Source organism: uncultured Paracoccus sp. (assembly GCF_937873615.1).
Taxonomy (GTDB): domain Bacteria; phylum Pseudomonadota; class Alphaproteobacteria; order Rhodobacterales; family Rhodobacteraceae; genus Paracoccus.
The window spans coordinates 1-17,900 of record NZ_CALMYP010000005.1 but is presented as its reverse complement, the minus strand read 5'-3'; the positions used below and the strand labels follow the sequence as shown (position 1 = coordinate 17,900).

10 protein-coding genes and 1 pseudogene are annotated in these 17,900 nt (G+C 62.0%); 7 read left to right on the top strand and 4 right to left on the bottom strand.

The annotated features are described in order from the left end of the window. The first annotated feature begins 29 nt into the window (after positions 1–29). The 7 genes from Q0330_RS01700 (at position 30) to Q0330_RS01670 (ending at position 13,257) form a co-directional block, all read left to right on the top strand. Positions 30–9,869 carry a filamentous hemagglutinin N-terminal domain-containing protein gene (locus Q0330_RS01700; protein WP_299473422.1) on the top strand — a complete coding sequence of 3,280 codons (9,840 nt, stop codon included), beginning with the start codon at positions 30–32 and terminating at the stop codon, positions 9,867–9,869. Beyond that, positions 9,866–10,426, top strand: coding sequence for a hypothetical protein (locus Q0330_RS01695; RefSeq protein ID WP_299473419.1), 561 nt, complete (start codon positions 9,866–9,868; stop codon positions 10,424–10,426). The genes Q0330_RS01700 and Q0330_RS01695 overlap by 4 nt, the downstream gene beginning before the upstream one ends. Then, positions 10,423–11,046, top strand: coding sequence for a hypothetical protein (locus Q0330_RS01690; protein WP_299473416.1), 624 nt, complete (start codon positions 10,423–10,425; stop codon positions 11,044–11,046). Before Q0330_RS01695 ends, Q0330_RS01690 begins: the two co-directional genes overlap by 4 nt. Further along, positions 11,043–11,462 carry a hypothetical protein gene (locus Q0330_RS01685; RefSeq protein ID WP_299473413.1) on the top strand — a complete coding sequence of 140 codons (420 nt, stop codon included), beginning with the start codon at positions 11,043–11,045 and terminating at the stop codon, positions 11,460–11,462. The genes Q0330_RS01690 and Q0330_RS01685 overlap by 4 nt, the downstream gene beginning before the upstream one ends. Positions 11,463–11,551: 89 nt before the next feature. Further along, positions 11,552–11,821 carry a hypothetical protein gene (locus Q0330_RS01680; RefSeq protein ID WP_299473410.1) on the top strand — a complete coding sequence of 90 codons (270 nt, stop codon included), beginning with the start codon at positions 11,552–11,554 and terminating at the stop codon, positions 11,819–11,821. Between the two features lie 52 nt (positions 11,822–11,873). Further along, positions 11,874–12,305, top strand: a complete 432-nt coding sequence (locus Q0330_RS01675) for a hypothetical protein (protein ID WP_299473407.1) — start codon at positions 11,874–11,876, stop codon at positions 12,303–12,305. Positions 12,306–12,693: 388 nt separating this feature from the next. Continuing rightward, the gene (locus Q0330_RS01670) at positions 12,694–13,257 is read left to right on the top strand and encodes a hypothetical protein (RefSeq protein WP_299473405.1); all 564 of its coding nucleotides are present in this window, start codon (positions 12,694–12,696) and stop codon (positions 13,255–13,257) included. A 144-nt stretch (positions 13,258–13,401) separates the two neighbouring features. On the opposite strand, the gene Q0330_RS01665 is transcribed toward Q0330_RS01670, so the two are convergent. The 4 genes and pseudogenes from Q0330_RS01665 to Q0330_RS01650 form a co-directional block, all read right to left on the bottom strand. Then, positions 13,402–14,334 (bottom strand): 3-hydroxyacyl-CoA dehydrogenase NAD-binding domain-containing protein, encoded by a 933-nt coding sequence (locus tag Q0330_RS01665; RefSeq protein WP_299473402.1) that lies wholly within the window; start codon positions 14,332–14,334, stop codon positions 13,402–13,404. 31 nt (positions 14,335–14,365) lie between these two features. Beyond that, positions 14,366–15,271 carry a hypothetical protein gene (locus tag Q0330_RS01660; RefSeq protein WP_299473399.1) on the bottom strand — a complete coding sequence of 302 codons (906 nt, stop codon included), beginning with the start codon at positions 15,269–15,271 and terminating at the stop codon, positions 14,366–14,368. Between the two features lie 27 nt (positions 15,272–15,298). Further along, positions 15,299–16,165 carry a 3-hydroxyacyl-CoA dehydrogenase family protein gene (locus Q0330_RS01655; RefSeq protein ID WP_299473396.1) on the bottom strand — a complete coding sequence of 289 codons (867 nt, stop codon included), beginning with the start codon at positions 16,163–16,165 and terminating at the stop codon, positions 15,299–15,301. 166 nt (positions 16,166–16,331) lie between these two features. Next, positions 16,332–17,900, bottom strand: a pseudogene (locus tag Q0330_RS01650) (hypothetical protein); the annotation flags it as partial.

The window sequence follows — 17,900 nt, the reverse complement described above, 5'->3', positions numbered from 1 at the left end:
GCCCGATACGATGTGACGAGGACAGAAACATGATGCGTGTTGTGCGGCAGGTGATCGGGATCGGTTCGTCATGCGTTGTGGCGCTCAGTTCCGTTCTCAGCACCCCGCTGATGGCGCAGGGCATCACGCCCGGCGGTCCTTCGGCGCCCGGTCTGGTCCATACCGCCACCGGCACGCCCGTGGTGATGATCGAGCGTCCCAACGATGCCGGCGTGTCGCACAACACCTATGAGAGTTTCAGCGTCGGCAGCGACGGCGCGATCCTGAACAATATCGACGCGACCTATGGGCAGACCCGTCTTGGCGGCTATGTTCAGGGCAATGGCAACCTGTCGGGCCGGCCCGCCGGGGTCATCGTCAACGAGGTCGTGGCCAATAACCCCTCGGACCTGCGCGGCTATCTGGAGGTCGCCGGCGCGCGTGCCGATGTCGTCATCGCCAATCCCTATGGCCTGACCTGCGACGGTTGCGGCTTCATCAATACCGATCACGCCACCCTGACCACCGGCCTGCCGCAATATGGCGCCACCGGCTCGTTGGAGAGCATCGACATCTCGCGCGGTCATGCGGTGATCGGGCAGGGCGGCGTCGATGCGCGCGGGGTCAGCCAGTTCGACCTGCTGGCCCGCACGGTCAAGTTCGCCGGGGCGATCAACGGCCAGTCCGTCCGGGTCGTGGCCGGGCGCAACAATGTCATCTATGCAACCGGCGAGGTCTCGGTCAAAGGCGATGGCGGCGGCGAAGCGCCCGAGATCGCCATCGATTCGACGGTGCTGGGCGGCATGTATGCCGACAGGATCATCATCCGTTCGACCGAAAGCGGGGCCGGTGTGCGCGCGCCGCAGAACATGGCCGCGAATGCCGGAGAGATGCATATCACCGCCGATGGCCGTCTGGTCATGGGCCGGGCCGCCGCGCCGAAGGTGACCCTGCGCAGCACCCATTCGGATGTCGAGATCCGCGAGAGCATCCTTGCCGGCGAACAGGCAGAGATCGAGGCCGCGCGCGATCTGGTCATTGCCGCCAATGGTCAGCTTGTCTCTGACAGCGTGCTGGAACTGGGCGCCGGGCGCGATACGGTGCTGCGGCAGGGCGCGGTCGTCGCCTCGCGCGGCGCCGATGTCTCGGTTGCCAGCGGCGGGACGTTACGCATTGCCGATGGCGCCTCGCTTTATGCGCCGCAAGATCTGAATATCGCCGGCGGCGGGCTGGACCTGGCCACGGGCGGAACGCTTCTGGCCGCGGATGCACTGAACCTGCGCCTGTCCGGCGGTGCTGCCGTGCTGAGCGCCGAGACTCGGCTGGCGGCCGGGCGCGTCATCGCGCTGGATGGCGGCAATTATGTGCTGGGGCAGGATGCGGCCATTACCGCGCCTTCGGCCCGGATCGCGGTGGACGGGCTGGCGCTGAATGGCGGCGCGGTTCTGGCCCCCGAGGCGCTGAGCCTGGATGTGGGCAATCTGACCTTCGCCAATGGCACCATCGCCACCGAGGACGACCTGAGCTTGCGGGCCGGCTCGATCAGCGGCGAAGGCCAGCTGATCGCAACCGACGGGTCGCTGACGATCAATGCCGGCGCGGTTTCGCTTGGCGATGGGCAGGTGATTGCCGGATCGGACCTGAGCTTCAGCGGCGACCGCCTGGCGCTTGGCGGCGTGGTGACCAGCCGGACCGGAAGCCTGGACCTGCGCGCCCGTTCTGGCGATCTGAACATCGCCGGTTCCGCGCAGATGCTGGCCGCGACCGACCTGAACCTGAACGCGAGCGGTGGGGTGTCCTTGCAGGACGATGCCGTCGCCCTTGCCCGCGATGGCGATGTCTCGGCCAGTTTCGGGCGGCTGAGCCTGGGGGGCGATGCCCAGCTTGCGGCATCGCAGGGCGTGCGCATGGCCGGGCAGGCGGTGTCGCTGGGCGAGGATGCGGTGATTTCCGCCGGCGATACGCTGTCGCTTCAGGCCGGCGAGGTGACGCTCGGTTCGGGTGCGGCGGTGCAGGCGGGCGGGCCTGCCAATGTCTCGGCCAGCCAGGATATCCGGCTGGGTGCCAATGCCACGCTGTCGAGCGGCGGCAATCTGGTGCTGAATACCGGCGATCTGGGCCTTGGCGATGATGCGGTCATTCGCGCGGGCGGGCGGGCGAGCGTTCTGGCCACGGGTGATACGGCCCTTGGCCGGGGCGCGGTTCTGGCCAGCGGCGGCGGTCTGCTGCTGGAAACCGACGGGTTGGAACTTGCGGCGAGCGCGATGGTTCAGGCCGGTGCCGATATGGTGCTGAACACGGGCCGGCTGGCGCTGAACGGCGGCAGCCTTGCCAGCGGCGGCGATATGGCGATCCGCGCCGACAGCGCCACGGGCAGCGATTTCGGGATCACCAGCGGCGGCACGCTGTCCATGGATGCAGGCCGTGTCGATCTTGGCCCCGGCACCATTGCCGGGGATGGCGGGCTGGAGTTGCAGGGCGACAAGCTGACACTGGCCGGCACCAATGTCATCAGCCGCAATGGTTCTGCTTCGCTGAACAGCCGTCAGGGTGATCTGGTCATGACCGGCCTGCTGGCGGCGGGTCAGGATGCGCGCGTGACCAGTGCCGGGGCCACCACGCTTGGCCAGGTGCAGGCGGGTGGCGATGCGCTGATCGACAGCGCCGGCGACCTGACCGCCTCGGGGGCGATCATCGCCGATGGTGTGGTCGATCTGGCCAGCGGCGGCTCGATCCGTGGCGATGGGCTGAGCGCGGGCGAGGACGTCATCGCGCGGGCAGCGGGCGATATCCTGATCGGCGAAGGTGCAGCGGCAGAAGAGGCCGAGACCGACAGCGACGAAGACAGCCGGCTGGCCGAAAGCGATAGCGTGCCCGAGGGCGCGGCACAGCCGGGTTCCGGCGATGTGCTGGCCGGTCGCGATATCGACATGAGCGCCGGCGGCAAGATCGTCATCGGGGGTCGCGCCATGGCGGAGCGTGACATTTCGCTCGATGCCGGTGGCCTGCTGAATATCGAGACCATGCAGGTCGGTCGCGATCTGAACATGCAAAGCGGCATTGGCGACAGCCGGATCGGCACGCTGCTGCTGCCCAATGACTTCGCCACCCAGATTGCCGGCAACCTGCGGATCGGCACGGTCTACGGTCAGAAATCCGTCGCCATCACCGCCGATACGATGCAGGTCGGCAGTTTCAGCGCCGGCGGCGACGGGGCGTTGCACACGCTGGTTGGCGCGCTGGATATCAGCGGCGATTTCCTGTCGGGCGGCGATGCCTGGCTGAGCGCGGCGGGTGATCTGTCTGCCGCGCGCCTGCTGGCGCAGGGCGCGGTCGATGTCTCGGCGGGTGGAAGCGTTGCCTTCAGCGATGTGATCTATGCCGGCACCACGGCGGATATTGTCAGCGGCGGATCGCTGCTGCTGACCGGTCTGCAATCGGGTGGCGATGCCCGGATCAGCTCTGCCGGGGATACCGCAATCGAGGCCGATGTGATCTCGGGCGGGGGGCTGAGCGCGGATATCGGCGGCGCCCTGGCGATTGCCGGGGCGGACAGCGCGGAAGCGGGTGTCTCGATGCTCAGCGCCGGGACGATGACGGTCAATGCCGCGGCACTTTCGCTGGGGCAGAACGCGCAGATTGCCGGGATGGGGCCGACGACGGTTCTGAACATTGCCGGTGCGACCAGCCTGGAGGCTGCGGCCAGCATTCTTGCGGCCAGCGTGCTCGATCTTCGCAGCGCGTCGCTGAACATGGCGGCGGCCAGCGGCATTCAGGGCGGCAGCGTCACGCTGGACATCGCGCAGGCGGTGTCGATGGGGCAGGCGGCGCAGATCATTGCGCAGGACGGGCTGGCCCTGACCGCGCAGAATCTGACGATGGCGGATTCCGCCCTGATCGCCCAGCAGGGGACCGGGGCGGCGGTGATTGGCGTGGCCGATGCGGTCCGCATCGACGGCGGGGTCATTCAATCCGGCGGGACCTTGCAGATCGACACCACCCGGCTGGCGATGAGCGGCTCTGCCGCCGGCAATGCCGCCGTGGTGCTGTCCGAGGGTGCGCTGAATATCTCGGCCAGCCGGATCAGCGGCGACGCGCTGAGCCTGATCCAGTCCGGCACTGCCGATGTGACCCTGCGGGGCAGGGGCGACGCGCTGGCGCTGAACGGCGGCGCGGTCCGGGCTGGCGGCGATATTGATGTCAGCGCCGGCACGTTGAGCGTTCAGGGCAGCGACCTTGGGGCTATGGGCGCGCTGCGCCTGGCATCGACGGTCGGACGGCTTGATTTCGATGCAACGGCGGTGGCTGCCAGCATCGCCATGGACAGCGCCGCTTCGGCCAGCATCGAAGGTGCGCTGGCGGCGAGCGGTGATATCCTGCTGTCGGCAGCCGGCAACCTGAGCCATGGCAGTACGGTGGGCACGCCCGGCCTGTTTGCCATGCAGGCCGGCGGGACGCTGACCGATCGCGGGCAAAGCGAAGGTGTTGGCGCGCTGCGCATGACCGGCGGCAGCGTTGACGCAGGCGGCAGCTATGTCGTGGCCGGCAATGCCGAATTGACCAGCCGTGGCGGATTGCGCCAGAGCGGCTCGATCATCGCGGGCGGGGTCATCCGGGCGGTGGCGGTTGGGGCGCTGATCAACAGCGGCACCCTGCAGGCCAGCGGGCTGAACCTGCGCGGCGACCGCATCGACAATAGCGGCACCCTTTACGGGGCCGAGCGTGTCGTCATGGCGGCCACGGCCGGGCTGGCCAATGGCGGGCTGATCTATAGCGACGGCTCGCTGTCGCTGGCGGCGGGCGGCACCATCCTGAACCGGGCCGATGGTGACATCCTGGCCTATGAGGGGGCGACCACGATCCGCAGCGCCGCGCTTGATAATCGCGGCGATCTGGCGCTGGCAGATGCGCAATTCGCCGTCAGCGGCGATTTCAACAATCGCGGCACCTATTCGGGCAACAGCTCCGGCCAGATCGGCGGCACCCTGCGCAATACCGGCCAGATCGTCGGCGGCAATCACGAACTGAGCGTCGGCGGTTTCGACAATCGCAGCCGGATCCTGACCGAGGGCAGTTTCAGCCTGCAGATGACTGGCGGACAGGCCGCCAATAGCGGGACCATCGATGTTGGCGCCCTGTCGATTGCCGGTGCCGATGACATCGTCAATGCCGAGGGTGGTGTGATCAAGGCCGGCTGGCTGTCGCTTTCTGCCGGGAACCTGACCAATGATGGCCGCATCCAGTCCTCGGGCCTGATGGCGATCAGCATCGACGATCAACTGCTGAACAATGGCGTGATCCGCATGGCGGCGGTCGTCAACGAGGACGATCAGGCGCTGCTGAGCACCATCGAGGCCGGCACGCTGGAAAACACTGGCCGCATCGTCACCGACGGCGGCGCGCTGCGCATCACCGCGCATGAGGCGCTGAACAACAGCGGCCGCATCATTGCCCTGGGCGATGACAGCTATCTGAACATTCGCGCCGATCAGGTGCCCGATCTCAGCCATATCAGCGCCCCGGGCACGCTGGAACTGGCCAGCTCGACCGGCGGGCTGATTGACGAACTGGTGACGGAAAAGGGCGAGGAACTGGTCGCCGAGGGCACGCTGATCATCCATGTCGCGCGTGTCGACAATGCCGGCGCCATTGCCGGCATGGACGGGTTGCAGCTGATCGGCAACCGGCTGGACAATAGCGGCCTGCTCTATTCCGGCGGCGATATGGCGCTGCGCTTCAATAATCGGATCGACAATGACGGCGGCCTGATCCTGGCCGAGAACAGTCTCGCGATCTCGGCGCGCAGCGCCGATGCGGAGGGGAATTACAACGCCCTAGGCCTGCTGACCAATCGCGGCGGCGGGGTCATCCAGACCGTCACGGGCGACATGTATCTGAATGTCACCAGCCTGCAGAACCTGCGCCGGACCGCTGCGGACAGCCCGGCTGGCGAATTGCGCTTCACCGATGCCGCCCCGGCACAGATCCTGTCGGGCGGCGATCTGGTCCTGCGCGGGGAAGAGCTACGCAACGAATACAGCCTGATTTCGGCCAATGGCGATATCGCGCTCGACCTCGACCGGCTGAGCAATATCGGCGCCCATTCCGGAGATGCCGCCAATCGCAGCTATGCGGCGGCCACGATCCAGGCGCGCGGCACGGTTTACGGCGAGGTGTCGGGACGGCTGGTCAACCGTAGCAACGGCTATGCAACCATCACCGAACCGGCGCAGGCTGGCGCAGGCGGGGCGGTCGCGCATCTGGCCCGGAACGATTACACCTTCCTCAGCGGCTCGGGCCTGCGGGGTCGGCTGGATGCGGTCACGCATGATGAGGTGCGCACCAACAGGGCCGGGGCCCAGATCGCCGGCGATGCCGGGCTGGGGCTGAGTGTCGGCGGCTTGAACAACAGCTATGGCGCAATCGTTTCGGCCAAAGGCCAGACGGCCATCCTAGCCTCGCACAATATCGCCAACAATTACGGCCTGATCCTTGGCGGCGCCAATGCCACCACCGAAGAAGGAGAGCGCGTCGCCTCGGTCGTGCTGTCGGCTGGTGGCGATTACAACAGCGTCTCGGGCGTGGTCAGCGGTCGCGATGTGGTGATCTCTGCGCGTGATATTACCATCCGCTCTGGCACCCGGCGCGTGACCACCGGCGACGGCTATCAGGATGTGGTCACCAAGCGTGCCGCCATCAACGCAAAGGGAACCGTCAACCTGCAGGCCCGGCGCGACCTGACGCTTGATGGCGTCAGGGCCAACGCGCGCGACAGTTTCATCGCCGTCGCCGGTGGAGAGATCAGCCTTGGCACGGTGAACCGCGAATCCGAGTTCGGGGACCAGGACGGCAGCAATTACGATTATGAGCGCCGCAATTCCCATCTGGTGACGACGATCACCGCCGGCGACGATATCGCGCTTCTGTCGACCGGCGAACGCGCCGGCGAAGACGGGTTTGCCAATGTGACCCTTGCCGGGTCCGACCTGCAGGCCGGCGGGCGCATCGATATTGCAGCACTGCAGGGCCATGTGCTGCTGCTGTCGGTCGCTGACGAATATTACACCGACAAGGCCCGCAAGAAGAGCTCGTGGCTCGGGCTGAAGAAGAAGCGCACCCGGACCCAGCATTTCGAGCGTACGCAGAACACCGTGTCCCTGGCGGCGGGCGAAATCGACATCTGGGCGGCTGGCAGCATTGTCGCGGAAGGCACCTCGATCACGGCGGCGGGTCTGAAGGGACAGGCCGCCATCGACAGCGGCAATGTCGCCATGACCGCCGCGAGCGGCAATATCGACTTCCTCGCCGTCGAGAACATCATCGGCGACAAGCGCGAGAAGACGACGAAATTCGTGTTCGGCCTGTTCTCCTCCTCGAAATCGACCGAGGATATCCTGGCCAATATGGAAGGGGCCAAGGTCACGACCGTCGGAGATCTGGACCTTTCCGCCGTCGCCGGCTCGGTGCTGATCCAGGGCGGCACCTTCGATATTGGCGGGGATTTCAACCTCGATACCTCGCAGGTCTACCTGCAGGGGATCATCGACACCCATTACCGGTTCGAGCATAGCAACGTTAACAACGGCTTCACCATCACCGATAAGACCCGTGTCACGCTGGACGAAACCGCCGAGATGCCGCGTATTACCGTGGGTGGCACCAACGGTCTGCTCGACCCGGACGGCCCGGCGATCCGCTTCGGTGGGCGCGGCGATGGCGCGACCAGCCTGGACCAGTTCACCCGTGGCCAGCTTATGGATGCGCTCGGCCCGCAGGGGATTCTGGCCTATGCTGCAGGCGGCTCGGATGGTGAGGGCGGCGATGGCGATCCCGCCCCGCATTGGACCCAGACCATGGCCGATGCCTATGACGGCGACGCCCAGCTGACCACCATCTCGCTTGCCGACATGACCGGGCCGGGCACCGACTATCTGCGGCATCTTGAGAACGATCAGTCCGGCCGCGTCACCTATGGCACGCCGACCCAGCTGCTTGAGGTCGATTACTACGAAAAGACGGTTCAGACCGGCGTGCTGACCAAGGTGCTGATCGCCATCGCGGCGCAGCAGTTCGGCTGGGGCGCCTGGACAACGCTTGCGGTCAATACCGCCGTCGATGGCGTGATCTCGGGCGAGGTCGATTTCGACAATCTCATCAAGCAGGCGGCCTTCACCTTCGCCATGAACGGCTTGCCGGGCGACCTGTCTGGCGGGTTCGAAGGCATCTACGAGACCGATGTACTGCGCAGCCTGTCGGATGCCGGCATCGCCGGCACCGAGCTGTTCAGCCAGAAATGGATGGTCGAGGGCCTGGTCTCCGGCTCATTGCAGACCGTGATCTACGGCGGCGATCTTGAGGACAATATCCTCAACAGCCTGCAGGCCAGCTCGATCCGTATCCTCATGGCCGAGGGCCAGGGCTGGATCGGCGATGTCAAATCCGACGAGGGATCGCTGGACGGCATGCTTCTGCACGGCATCGTCGGCTGCGCCGCCGCCGAGGCTTCGGGCAGCAATTGTGCCGGCGGCTTCGTCTCGGCCGCAGCGACCGAATATGTCACCGGCGTCCTGCACGCATCGAACGGCGCCGACGGCTATGTCCTGACCGCCGAGACCATGGTCAGGATCGTCAACCCGATCCTGGCCGGGCTGACATCGGGCGGCGATGTCGCGCAGTTCGAGACCAATCTGGGCATCAACAACAGCAAGGTGGACAACAACTATCTGGACAAGGAACAGCGCGAACGTGCCGAAGAATTGATCCGCCTGGTCAATAGCTATGAGTGCGGGGCCGGTCCCGGACCAAGGCCCGCGCGCTGCGCGGAAGCCCGCGCGGAACTGCAGGAACTGCAGCGTGCGTCAGCCGATAATACGCTGAAAATGCTGGAGGTCTGCCGGGCTGGACCCAGTCAGGACTGCACGGCGGCACTGAACGAGGCGCAGGATTATATTGACTGGGCTGGGGAGATGTTCAGTTGGCAGCGCGCCGGGTACTTTGATGTTTCGTCGGGTGAGCTTGGCATCGAAGTCGACTGGGGTGGAAGCCTTGACGAATTTGCGGTCGACATCATGCGCGACAATCCGGGACAGGCCGGATACGACGCCGTCGTCAGCAAGGCGATCCAGCACGATGGAACGATGAACCTTGTCGTCGGGGTCGGAACCGTCGCGGTGGTTGCGGTCGCCTGCGTTTCAACTGTTGGCACCGGCTGCGCCGTCGTTGCCGCGGGCGCGGCGCTTGGTGAAAGCAACAAGATCTATGACGGTGCACAAACGCTGATCAGCGGCGAGGAAAGCCCTGACGCCATTCACGATGGGCTGAGCGCCGTCGGGATGTCCGAGGCCCAGATCGACGAACTGACCCCCTGGATCGAAGGAGGTCTCCTGGTCGTAGAAATCGGCAGCGGGGGTGTCGCAGTCTTCAAGGCCACGCGAGCTGCAGTGACTGCCGGCAAGGTAGACGAGGTCAATGACGTCATTGATCGGGTGGGTGATGCCACAAATACTGGACCGCGCCTGACAATCCGCGATCACTATACCCATCACAATGAGATGCGCACGGATGTGATCGACCAGTTGAAGGGCCAAGGTTACAAGGTTGCAGACGGTGAAGCATCGTTCGGGAGTGCGTGTGGTGTTGGCCGTTGTCGCCCCGATATTCTCTACGAAGCTCCCGATGGAACGAAGGGAATAATCGAGATCAAGACTGGCAATGCCGATCTGAGCATCCGGCAAACTGAAATCTTTCCTCAGATCAAGGATGGGAACGCCATTCCACGCGGGAACGTCGCCGCAAGGTTTGGGCTACGACCGGGCGTGCCTTTAAAAGATCAAGGCTATCCGAACGGTATTGCTATCGAGGTTCGTGAGTTTCCAGGGGCGGGTCAATGAAGATTGTCGAAATTACGAATGCATTGAAATCACTGGGCTGGTCGTTATCGAGAGATGAGGTGGGTGATCGCCTTGCATCCTATAGGTTGTCGGATCGGACTGCGGATATCATATACGGTTTGAAAAGATTGCCTGACAAACAGCAGCTATGGGTTATGCGCTCAACCTCAACGGATGCCTTCTCTAGCGCGTGCGCTAAGGTTGACCCCGGTTACGGGATATCCGCTCCTCTCGTAACACCGTGGAATAACCCGGACATTCGTGTGCCTGAAATCCTTGAGGAACACGTCCGTCAGGCGTCGGATGAGGCAATTGCGTGGGCCAAGGCACAAGATTTGGACAAGGCACTGCGGGAACATGCGGCTTTGCCGACGAATGCGCCGGGTGCCCGCCCGATCTGGCATCTTGCCGCCTTGGCATTGCTTGGTGATGTTGCAAAACTGAAGTCCTATCAGGCGAGCTTTGCGGCGGGTGATCGGCTTGGTTTTGTAAACTATATCACCAAGGATTACATTGATCGTGCGGTTGCCTTGGCTGAGCAGACAGCCTCAGGATGACGCACCTCCTCTGCTTCCTGATCCGAACCTTTAGTGCGCTGCTTATAGTGGCATTTGGGACGGCTGCGACGTTTTCTGCGCCGGGGGACTGGACACGGGTCAGCTATCCCGTGGTGACGCTGGAACTGAGCGCTCAGCCGGTCAATCTGACGAACTCCGCCCGCGCGCCACCGCCCACCAGCGCAAAAGTGATGGCGACCGGCACTGCGCCTGCGCAAACCGGCAATCTGCGCGCATTCGATGGTGCGGAAACCAGTGGGGCAGTCTACGCGCTTTTACGGTCCTCTATTGCCACAAAGAGTGTAGCCAACCCGCCCGCTATGACCATTTCCAACTCCCAATGGGGAGCCAAGAGTGCACAACACATGCGAGACTTTGGCTTAGACGTATCAAATCCAGCCCATCGTCAACAGTTTCGAGACATGGTAGAAGAAATCGGCGCAAGTCCTGATAGAGTTGTGAGCGGTTCAATGTCCGGTGGCGGGCCAAACGGTCGGCGGGATGTTCTGTTCTATATTAAGGGAAGTGATGTCGTAGCGACCTCCCGATCTAAAGAGTTCGTGACTGTGATGGAAAATGGAATAACTAATCCCAACGTCATCAATGCGATAGGTCAATGACGCGTATAATTCAACGTGAACTAATCGGCTTGAATACTGCCCAAATCCTGGCCACGTTTTTTATGCCGCTTGGGGGGGAAGCCAATGGTGTGATTGCCTTGGTATTCAAAGATCATTCCGGTGAATTGAGCGAACTGTCAGCAGGCGGCTCTGGAGAGTTGCGGCTAGGCCAAGATCCATTGGGGAAGCTATTCTTCGATAAAAGCTTAGGATATTCATGCGTTGCACCGCTCATATTGATGTTCGAGGGCGCCCTGGATGGAAGCGAGCAGATTATGGATGTATTGATTGATGAGATGCCAAATAAGACAAAGATAGACTTGCTTCTGGATAATTCCTTAACGCTACATCTTCAGCTGGAGGATGATGAATTATACGTCAGCCTGGATAACTTCTCCGAGACCCGTCTCACATAGTTTGTCTGAACTCTGCGCCTCCGCTCAGGCCAATCGAGCAACAAAGAAGAGGTTGGCGTAACAAACATAACCGTGAAAGTGGTACCGGAATGACAAACTCATTTTTGAAAAGACTATCGGCTTGTCTTGCAGGTTTGTTGTATCGCCTTGAGGTTGCCGAAGAAGGGCAGGTAAACAGTGATTTTGCCGTGTCTCTGATGGAAGAGATCATTGCAGAGCTGCAAGGCTTGGATGCGGAAGATCTGGCGGATTTCATCGCAGCTGTCCACGAAGCGGCAGCAGATGAAACGAACGCGGCTCGAAAGAGCTATCTGAGCGACTTGCCAGATAATTTTGGGCTACAGGATAATCTATCCTGAGCGATCACACCGCCGCCGGTTCCTCGGGCGCCTGAAACCCAAGGCTATGTCGATGCGGGCATTCAGTGTCAATATTCCGCTGCTTGACGAAAGCAGAAATGTCGTCGAGACGCAAAATCTAGACGCTTCTGATGATGGAAAGCGGGTAATGTTATCGTTTGGAGAAGGCCCACTTTCTGGCCAAAAATTCCAAGGCGTCGACTACTTTTGGGAACTGTCAAGTGCCCGAATCGTACTGGAACGCTTGAACCTTCTGCCTGCTTGTAAGGGGGCGCTTAAATGCGTATTCCCGGGAGGCCTTCAAGGAGAAACAAGTCTCGGCTTGATAGCCTATATGTTTAGTGATCGTGGTGAAGTAATTGGGAGAGTAAATATTTTTGAAAATGCCGAGCTAAAGGATTTCGAAAAGATATCCAAGTTTTGTGATCAAAAGGCGTTTCGGAAGTCAATTCGTGGAGGGCGTTTTAGATTCCCTAGAACGTAGGTAAGTTTGCACTTGGGGCAGCACCGAACTGGTCGCTATGATCAATGGGTTTCCCAATATGGGAATGCAGGGACTGCCGCTAGAGCGGAATATGAGGCGGCGACAAGGTTGGTAAATAACCAAAGAGCATAGAGGGTGTCAGACCACGAGGCGGTGTCGTTGCACGTGATGAAAATGGCCGTATTGTCCAGGTTGTTGAGGTTAAGACCGGTGATGCTGGCCTTAGCCCCAATCAAGCAGAAATTTACCCGCAGGTTGCAAATGGTGATGCAATCCCAACTGGCCAAGTGGCCGAACGTTTGGGATTGAGCCCCGGTGTACCCCTGAAGGATCAAGGCTATCCCAATGGCATTCCCGTTGAGGTTCGTACTTTCGAAGGTGTAAACCAATGATCACGAATGAAATCACTGAGACATTTTGTGAACTTGGCTGGACGCCCAAGAAGAATGTTGATCACTATGCCGATAAAGATATCGGTGATCGTGTCGTACAGATACTTTTCAAAGTCAAAGATCTGGGTGCCTACCAGAAGTTCGAAGCGAGTTTTTCAATAGAGAGCGCTGACTTTACCTCAGCTGTCAAGGAGATTGAGGGTGGTCGTGGTGAGTATAACGATCTTCTAAAGGCGAATGTTCGGAACAAGCTGCGCATTCAGCAGACAGAAATCACCCGACGCCACATAGAAGGGACCTGTGCAGCCGCAATTGAATGGGCACAATCCGTAGACATCAACCAACGGTATGAAGATTTATGTGCAGTGGATCCGTCGACGCCGGGCGCTGCCGGAGTTTGGCATCTTGCGGCATTGGCTTTGCTTGGCAAAACGGCGACGCTAAAATCCTATCAGGCCAGTTTCGTGGCCGGGAATCGGCTCGGCTTCGTAAATTATATCACCAAGGACTACATCGACCGAGCCGTGGCGCTTGCCGAAAAGCAAAATCCGCCTTCGTGAGAAGCCGCATTTACACCTTCATGACCGGCCTTCTAGCGCTGCTTACAGCGGCGCCATCAAATCATCGCCAGAGGCCGAACGCTTTGTTCAGGGTGAACTCATGAGGGAGGCTCCGGCCTCTGCCGATTGAAGGTATCGGCCACCCTATTCGCGGCTTTCCAGCATCCCGATGGTGCGCCGGTCGCGCAGGGCGATATAGTCGGCGGCCTCGCTGCGGGGATAGGTTTCCTCGGCGATCTTGCCCAGCCGGTCGATGCTGTCATCCGGCAGCGGGTCGAGGCCCATGCTGGGCACGACATGGTTGTAAAGCTGGCTCAGCACCCGGTGCAGACCGCCATCTCCGCCGCCCAGATGCAGCGCCAGAAGCGGGCCGATGCTGGCCCAACGGGGACCGAGAGAATTCAGCATGATCTCGTCCAGGGTCTTCATGTCGACCACGCCGCTGTCGACCAGGCTCAGCGCCTCGCCGACCAGCACGGCCTGCAAGCGGTTGGCGACGAAACCCGGCACCGGGCGGTTCAGGCGCGCCGGCGCCTTGTCCAGCCCACGATAGAACGCCATCACCCGTGCGATCAGGGCTTCGTCCGCATCCGGCGTGCCGCAGATCTCGACCAAGGGCAGTTGGTGCGGCGGATTGAACGGGTGGCCGATCACCACCCGGTGCGGATCCGTCATCTTCGCGCCGATAATGTCCGGGGTAATGCCGGAACTGGACGACAGCAGCAGCGTATCCTTGCCCACCAGGGGCTCGATCTTCGCGAAAAGCTCGGCCTTGAAATCGTTCCGTTCGGGGCCGTTTTCCTGCACGGCGACCACGCCCTGCACCGCCTTTGCGATGTCCGGCTCGAAGCTGACGCGGTCGATCAGGGCCGCGATCTCGGCATCGCTGAAGGATTTGCCGGGGATGCCGTGCAGATCGGCGGGCAGTTTTTCACGGATGCTTTCGGCGATTCCTTCGGCCGGGTCGCTGATGACCACGTCATAGCCATTGGCGATGAAGGCGGCGGTCCAGGACCGGCCGATCACGCCGCCGCCGATGACGGCAATGGTGCCACGGGATTGTGCTTGGTTGCTCATTGGAATTCTCCATTCCTCCGCTTGACGCGGTTCACAGTTTGGCGATGCCCGACAGGCCGGTGAATGTGCCGATCACGGTCTGATCGGACCCGTCCATCCGCGCCCGGTAAAGCACGCCGTTCAGGGAACTGACGAAGATATGGCCGCTGGCATGATCGACGACCAGACCGATGGCCTCGCCCAGATCCTGCATCAGCAGCTTCGGTTCGGCCTCGAACCTGCCGGTCTTGTCGAAGGCCGCCCGGCTCAAGGAATTGCCGCCTTTCAGGTCGCCCCGGTCGGTCCAGTAAAGGAAGCCGCCTTCGCCGTCGAATTCCAGGTCGATCGGCTCTGGCAGGTTGCGAAACAGCACCTCGACATCGCTGCGGGTTTCCGGGGTCTCTCCGTCCGGCAGGTCATAGCCGGCGCGGCAGATGCTGCCCTGCCCGGCATCCGAATTGCCCTTCAGCGTGAAATAGAACTGCCGCGCCTTCGGATCGACGGCGATCCCCACCGGCCAGTGGCTGGCATCGTCGGTATCGCGCGGCCGCGTTCCGGTGACCACCAGCGTTTCCACGTCCGAACCGTCGAGGCCCGCGCGCATCACCCGCATCCCTTCCCGGTCGCACCAGTAGAGCTTGCCGTTCTGCAGGTCGGCGGTGATCTGCTTGGGGGTCTCGGTGACCCCGCCGCCGACCAGCCGGACCGGGTCCGAGCCGTCGAGATTCATCCGCCAGACCGCGCCGTCTTCGACATGCGAGGTCTGGGTCTTCATGTCCACCGTGCCCATCATCGTGGCATAGACATGGCCCCTGGCGGTGTCGATAAAGACACCGTCCGGCGCCTTGTCGAGCCCGGTGCGAAGCACGTTCACTTCCTCGCCGTCGCCATTGATGGTGAAAACTTTCTGGCCGAGAATATCGAGAACGACCAGTGTCGTGTCTGCTGCAGCTGTCATGTCAGCCTCCATCGGTTCGAATTGGAATTATTTGCTGTAATCGTCGTAGAAGCCCTTGCCGCTTTTCACGCCAAGCCGGCCTTCGTCGATCATCCGGTGAAGCAGCTTGCGCGGCCCTTCGGGCAGGCCCTCGCGCAGTGCGGCGTAATGCTCCTCGATATTGAGCACTACATCCAGACCGACCTGATCCATCATCCGGAACGGGCCGAGATCGGTGCCGAAATTCTGCCGGAAGATGCGGTCGACGGTATCGGGGGCGGCGACGCCTTCTTCGGCGACCGCAAGTGCTTCGCGCTTGATCGCCGCCCAGATGCGGTTGAAGATGAAGCCGACGCTTTCGCGCATCACATGATAGGGCGTCAGACCGTATTTCGGGAAGGTGTCCATCAGCAGCGCAATGATCCGGTCATCGGTGGCCCCGCTGGTCATCAGCTCGACCGAATTGACGAGCGGCGGCATCATGAAATGGGTGTTCAGCACCCGGGCCGGGTTAGCGACCTTTTCGATGAATTCGGAGGTCGGGAAGGACGAGGAATTGCTGGTCAGGATCGCATCCGGCGCCGCCAGGCGGTCCAGATCGGCGAAGATCGCGCGTTTCAGGTCGAGCTTTTCCGGCACCGCCTCGATCACCAGCCAGGCGTCGCTGAGCGCGTCTTCCAGTGTCGCTGCGCCGACGATTTTGCCGGCCTTGCCGTTCGGGGTCGCGTCGACCTGCTTGGCCAGATTGTCATTGGCGAAGGCCACGCCCTTGGCGCGGGCATCTTCGTTCGGGTCGGAAATCCGCACCTCGGCGCCCTGCGTCGCCAGCATCAGCGCGATGCGGCTGCCAAGGGTGCCGGCACCGATGATGGCGATGGGGCGGGATTCGATATTCGTGGGAATCGTGACGGTCATCTCAAGTTCCTTTCATGTTCAATTACAACAGGATAAGGTCCGGGATTTTCATCGAGAACTCTTCTGATACCGATCAGATAATGTCGGTTATGTCTGCTTCAATAAGTTACAAAGGCACCTACGGGGACTTACGCAGCGTCACTGAAAACAGGGGCGCGCGATGCGTCTAAAGATCGGCGATTTCGCGCAGCCCGACCATTGCGAGATCCAGATAGCCGGCATTGCGCAAGGTATCGACGGGATATTTCTGATCGAACAGGAAGCGCTCGACCGAAAAGCCCGGCTCGATCCGCGACAGGTCTATGATCGAGTTGCGCGCGCCTTCAGTGTCGCGGCTGATGGTCTGCAGGGCCAGAAGCTGTCGACGCGGCGCGCGGTAGAACTCGCTGCCCGCAGCGGCGCGCAGCGCGGCCTGCATGGCCTCATCGCTGCGCTTCATCGAGATGCACAGAATCGAGTGCTGCAGGTTGCACATCGGCGCGAACTTGGAATTCGATGCGATCTGACAGACATGGCGCGACATTCGATATGCGACCTCGGCTTCGCCCATGACCGCGTTGGCCTTGGACATGGCCAGCAGCGCGAAGATATTGTTGGCGTCTTCCCGCAAGGCCTGGGCCGCCAGGCGGTGCGCGCTGCGGTGATCGCCCAGAAGGCTGCCGCGCACGCTGGCCGAAATGGCGGCGACCATGGCGTCATTGGGCGAGCTCCGCTCGGCATTGTTCAGAAGCTCTCGGACCTCGGCAAGCAATGCGGCGTTTTCGGGGCGAATCTCCTCCATCACCATCGACATCAGAACCCAGGCCTTGAAGGCAAGGAACAGGCCCGATTCAAGTTGCAGGAAAGCCGAACCTAGTCCTTCCAGTGCCCGCCCCATGGAGTCGCCATCGAATTGCAACGCGTTGCGCAAGGCGGATTGGACGTGGCGGGTTCTGACGGCAATGGCGGAATCCGGGTTGGTGCGCTGCGGCAACTGTTCCAGCGCCGTATCCGCGATGCCCCAGCAGAACCGGCCAAAGGCCTGCTGATCGCCCAGAAAAGCGCTGAGATCGTCGACGAAGCAATGTTCCGTATGCACCAGGTCGTCGCTGACCGGGTCGATCACCTGAACGAAGATCACCGCGCCTCGCTCTCCCCGCTCGATTGAACTTCGGATGATGAGATCGGGGTTTTCCTGGCGCAGCGTTCGACGGGCCAGGGCAATGAATCCGCTGACGGTCTTGCCGACCTGATCGTCGACAAGCCGGGCGAAGGTGCTTTCGGTGCCGTCTGTCGGCCCCGGCGATCCGCATTGGATCAGGATCGCGCGCCTGGCGTCGGCTGGCGCCGATGTGGACGACGGATTTTCCTGCAACGCGACGCGCTTGGCGATCAGCCAGTCATTGAACTCGGAATCGCCAACATCCAACCCTTCCAGAAACTCGCCCTCGGCGGTGCTGCTGGCAAGATCGGTGCGCACCGCCGCAGGGTCCAGCCAGACATGCTTGCGATCGCTGCCCAGCACATCGCGCGCCTCGGCAAGACTGCGGCGAATATCCAGCAGGGCGGTGCGCAGGCTGCCTTGCGCCTGCTGGGGGGCGCGGTCGCTCCACAGCTTGTCCTCAAGCCAGCGGCGGCCGTGACGCATCGTCGGCGCGTCTGCCAGCAGCGCCAGCAGTGCGATGGCCTTGCTGCTTGTGGGGGTCACATCGGTTCCGTCCGCCAATGTCGCGGAAAACGGACCACGCAACGTGAT

Excerpts from the sequence above, each read along its gene's own strand:
- Q0330_RS01700 (WP_299473422.1), top strand. The coding sequence starts at position 30 with ATGATGCGTGTTGTGCGGCAGGTGATCGGGATCGGTTCGTCATGCGTT.
- Q0330_RS01695 (WP_299473419.1), top strand. The coding sequence starts at position 9,866 with ATGAAGATTGTCGAAATTACGAATGCATTGAAATCACTGGGCTGGTCG.
- Q0330_RS01665 (WP_299473402.1), bottom strand. The coding sequence starts at position 14,334 with ATGAGCAACCAAGCACAATCCCGTGGCACCATTGCCGTCATCGGCGGC.
- Q0330_RS01675 (WP_299473407.1), top strand. The coding sequence starts at position 11,874 with ATGCGGGCATTCAGTGTCAATATTCCGCTGCTTGACGAAAGCAGAAAT.
- Q0330_RS01680 (WP_299473410.1), top strand. The coding sequence starts at position 11,552 with ATGACAAACTCATTTTTGAAAAGACTATCGGCTTGTCTTGCAGGTTTG.
- Q0330_RS01655 (WP_299473396.1), bottom strand. The coding sequence starts at position 16,165 with ATGACCGTCACGATTCCCACGAATATCGAATCCCGCCCCATCGCCATC.
- Q0330_RS01685 (WP_299473413.1), top strand. The coding sequence starts at position 11,043 with ATGACGCGTATAATTCAACGTGAACTAATCGGCTTGAATACTGCCCAA.
- Q0330_RS01690 (WP_299473416.1), top strand. The coding sequence starts at position 10,423 with ATGACGCACCTCCTCTGCTTCCTGATCCGAACCTTTAGTGCGCTGCTT.
- Q0330_RS01660 (WP_299473399.1), bottom strand. The coding sequence starts at position 15,271 with ATGACAGCTGCAGCAGACACGACACTGGTCGTTCTCGATATTCTCGGC.
- Q0330_RS01670 (WP_299473405.1), top strand. The coding sequence starts at position 12,694 with ATGATCACGAATGAAATCACTGAGACATTTTGTGAACTTGGCTGGACG.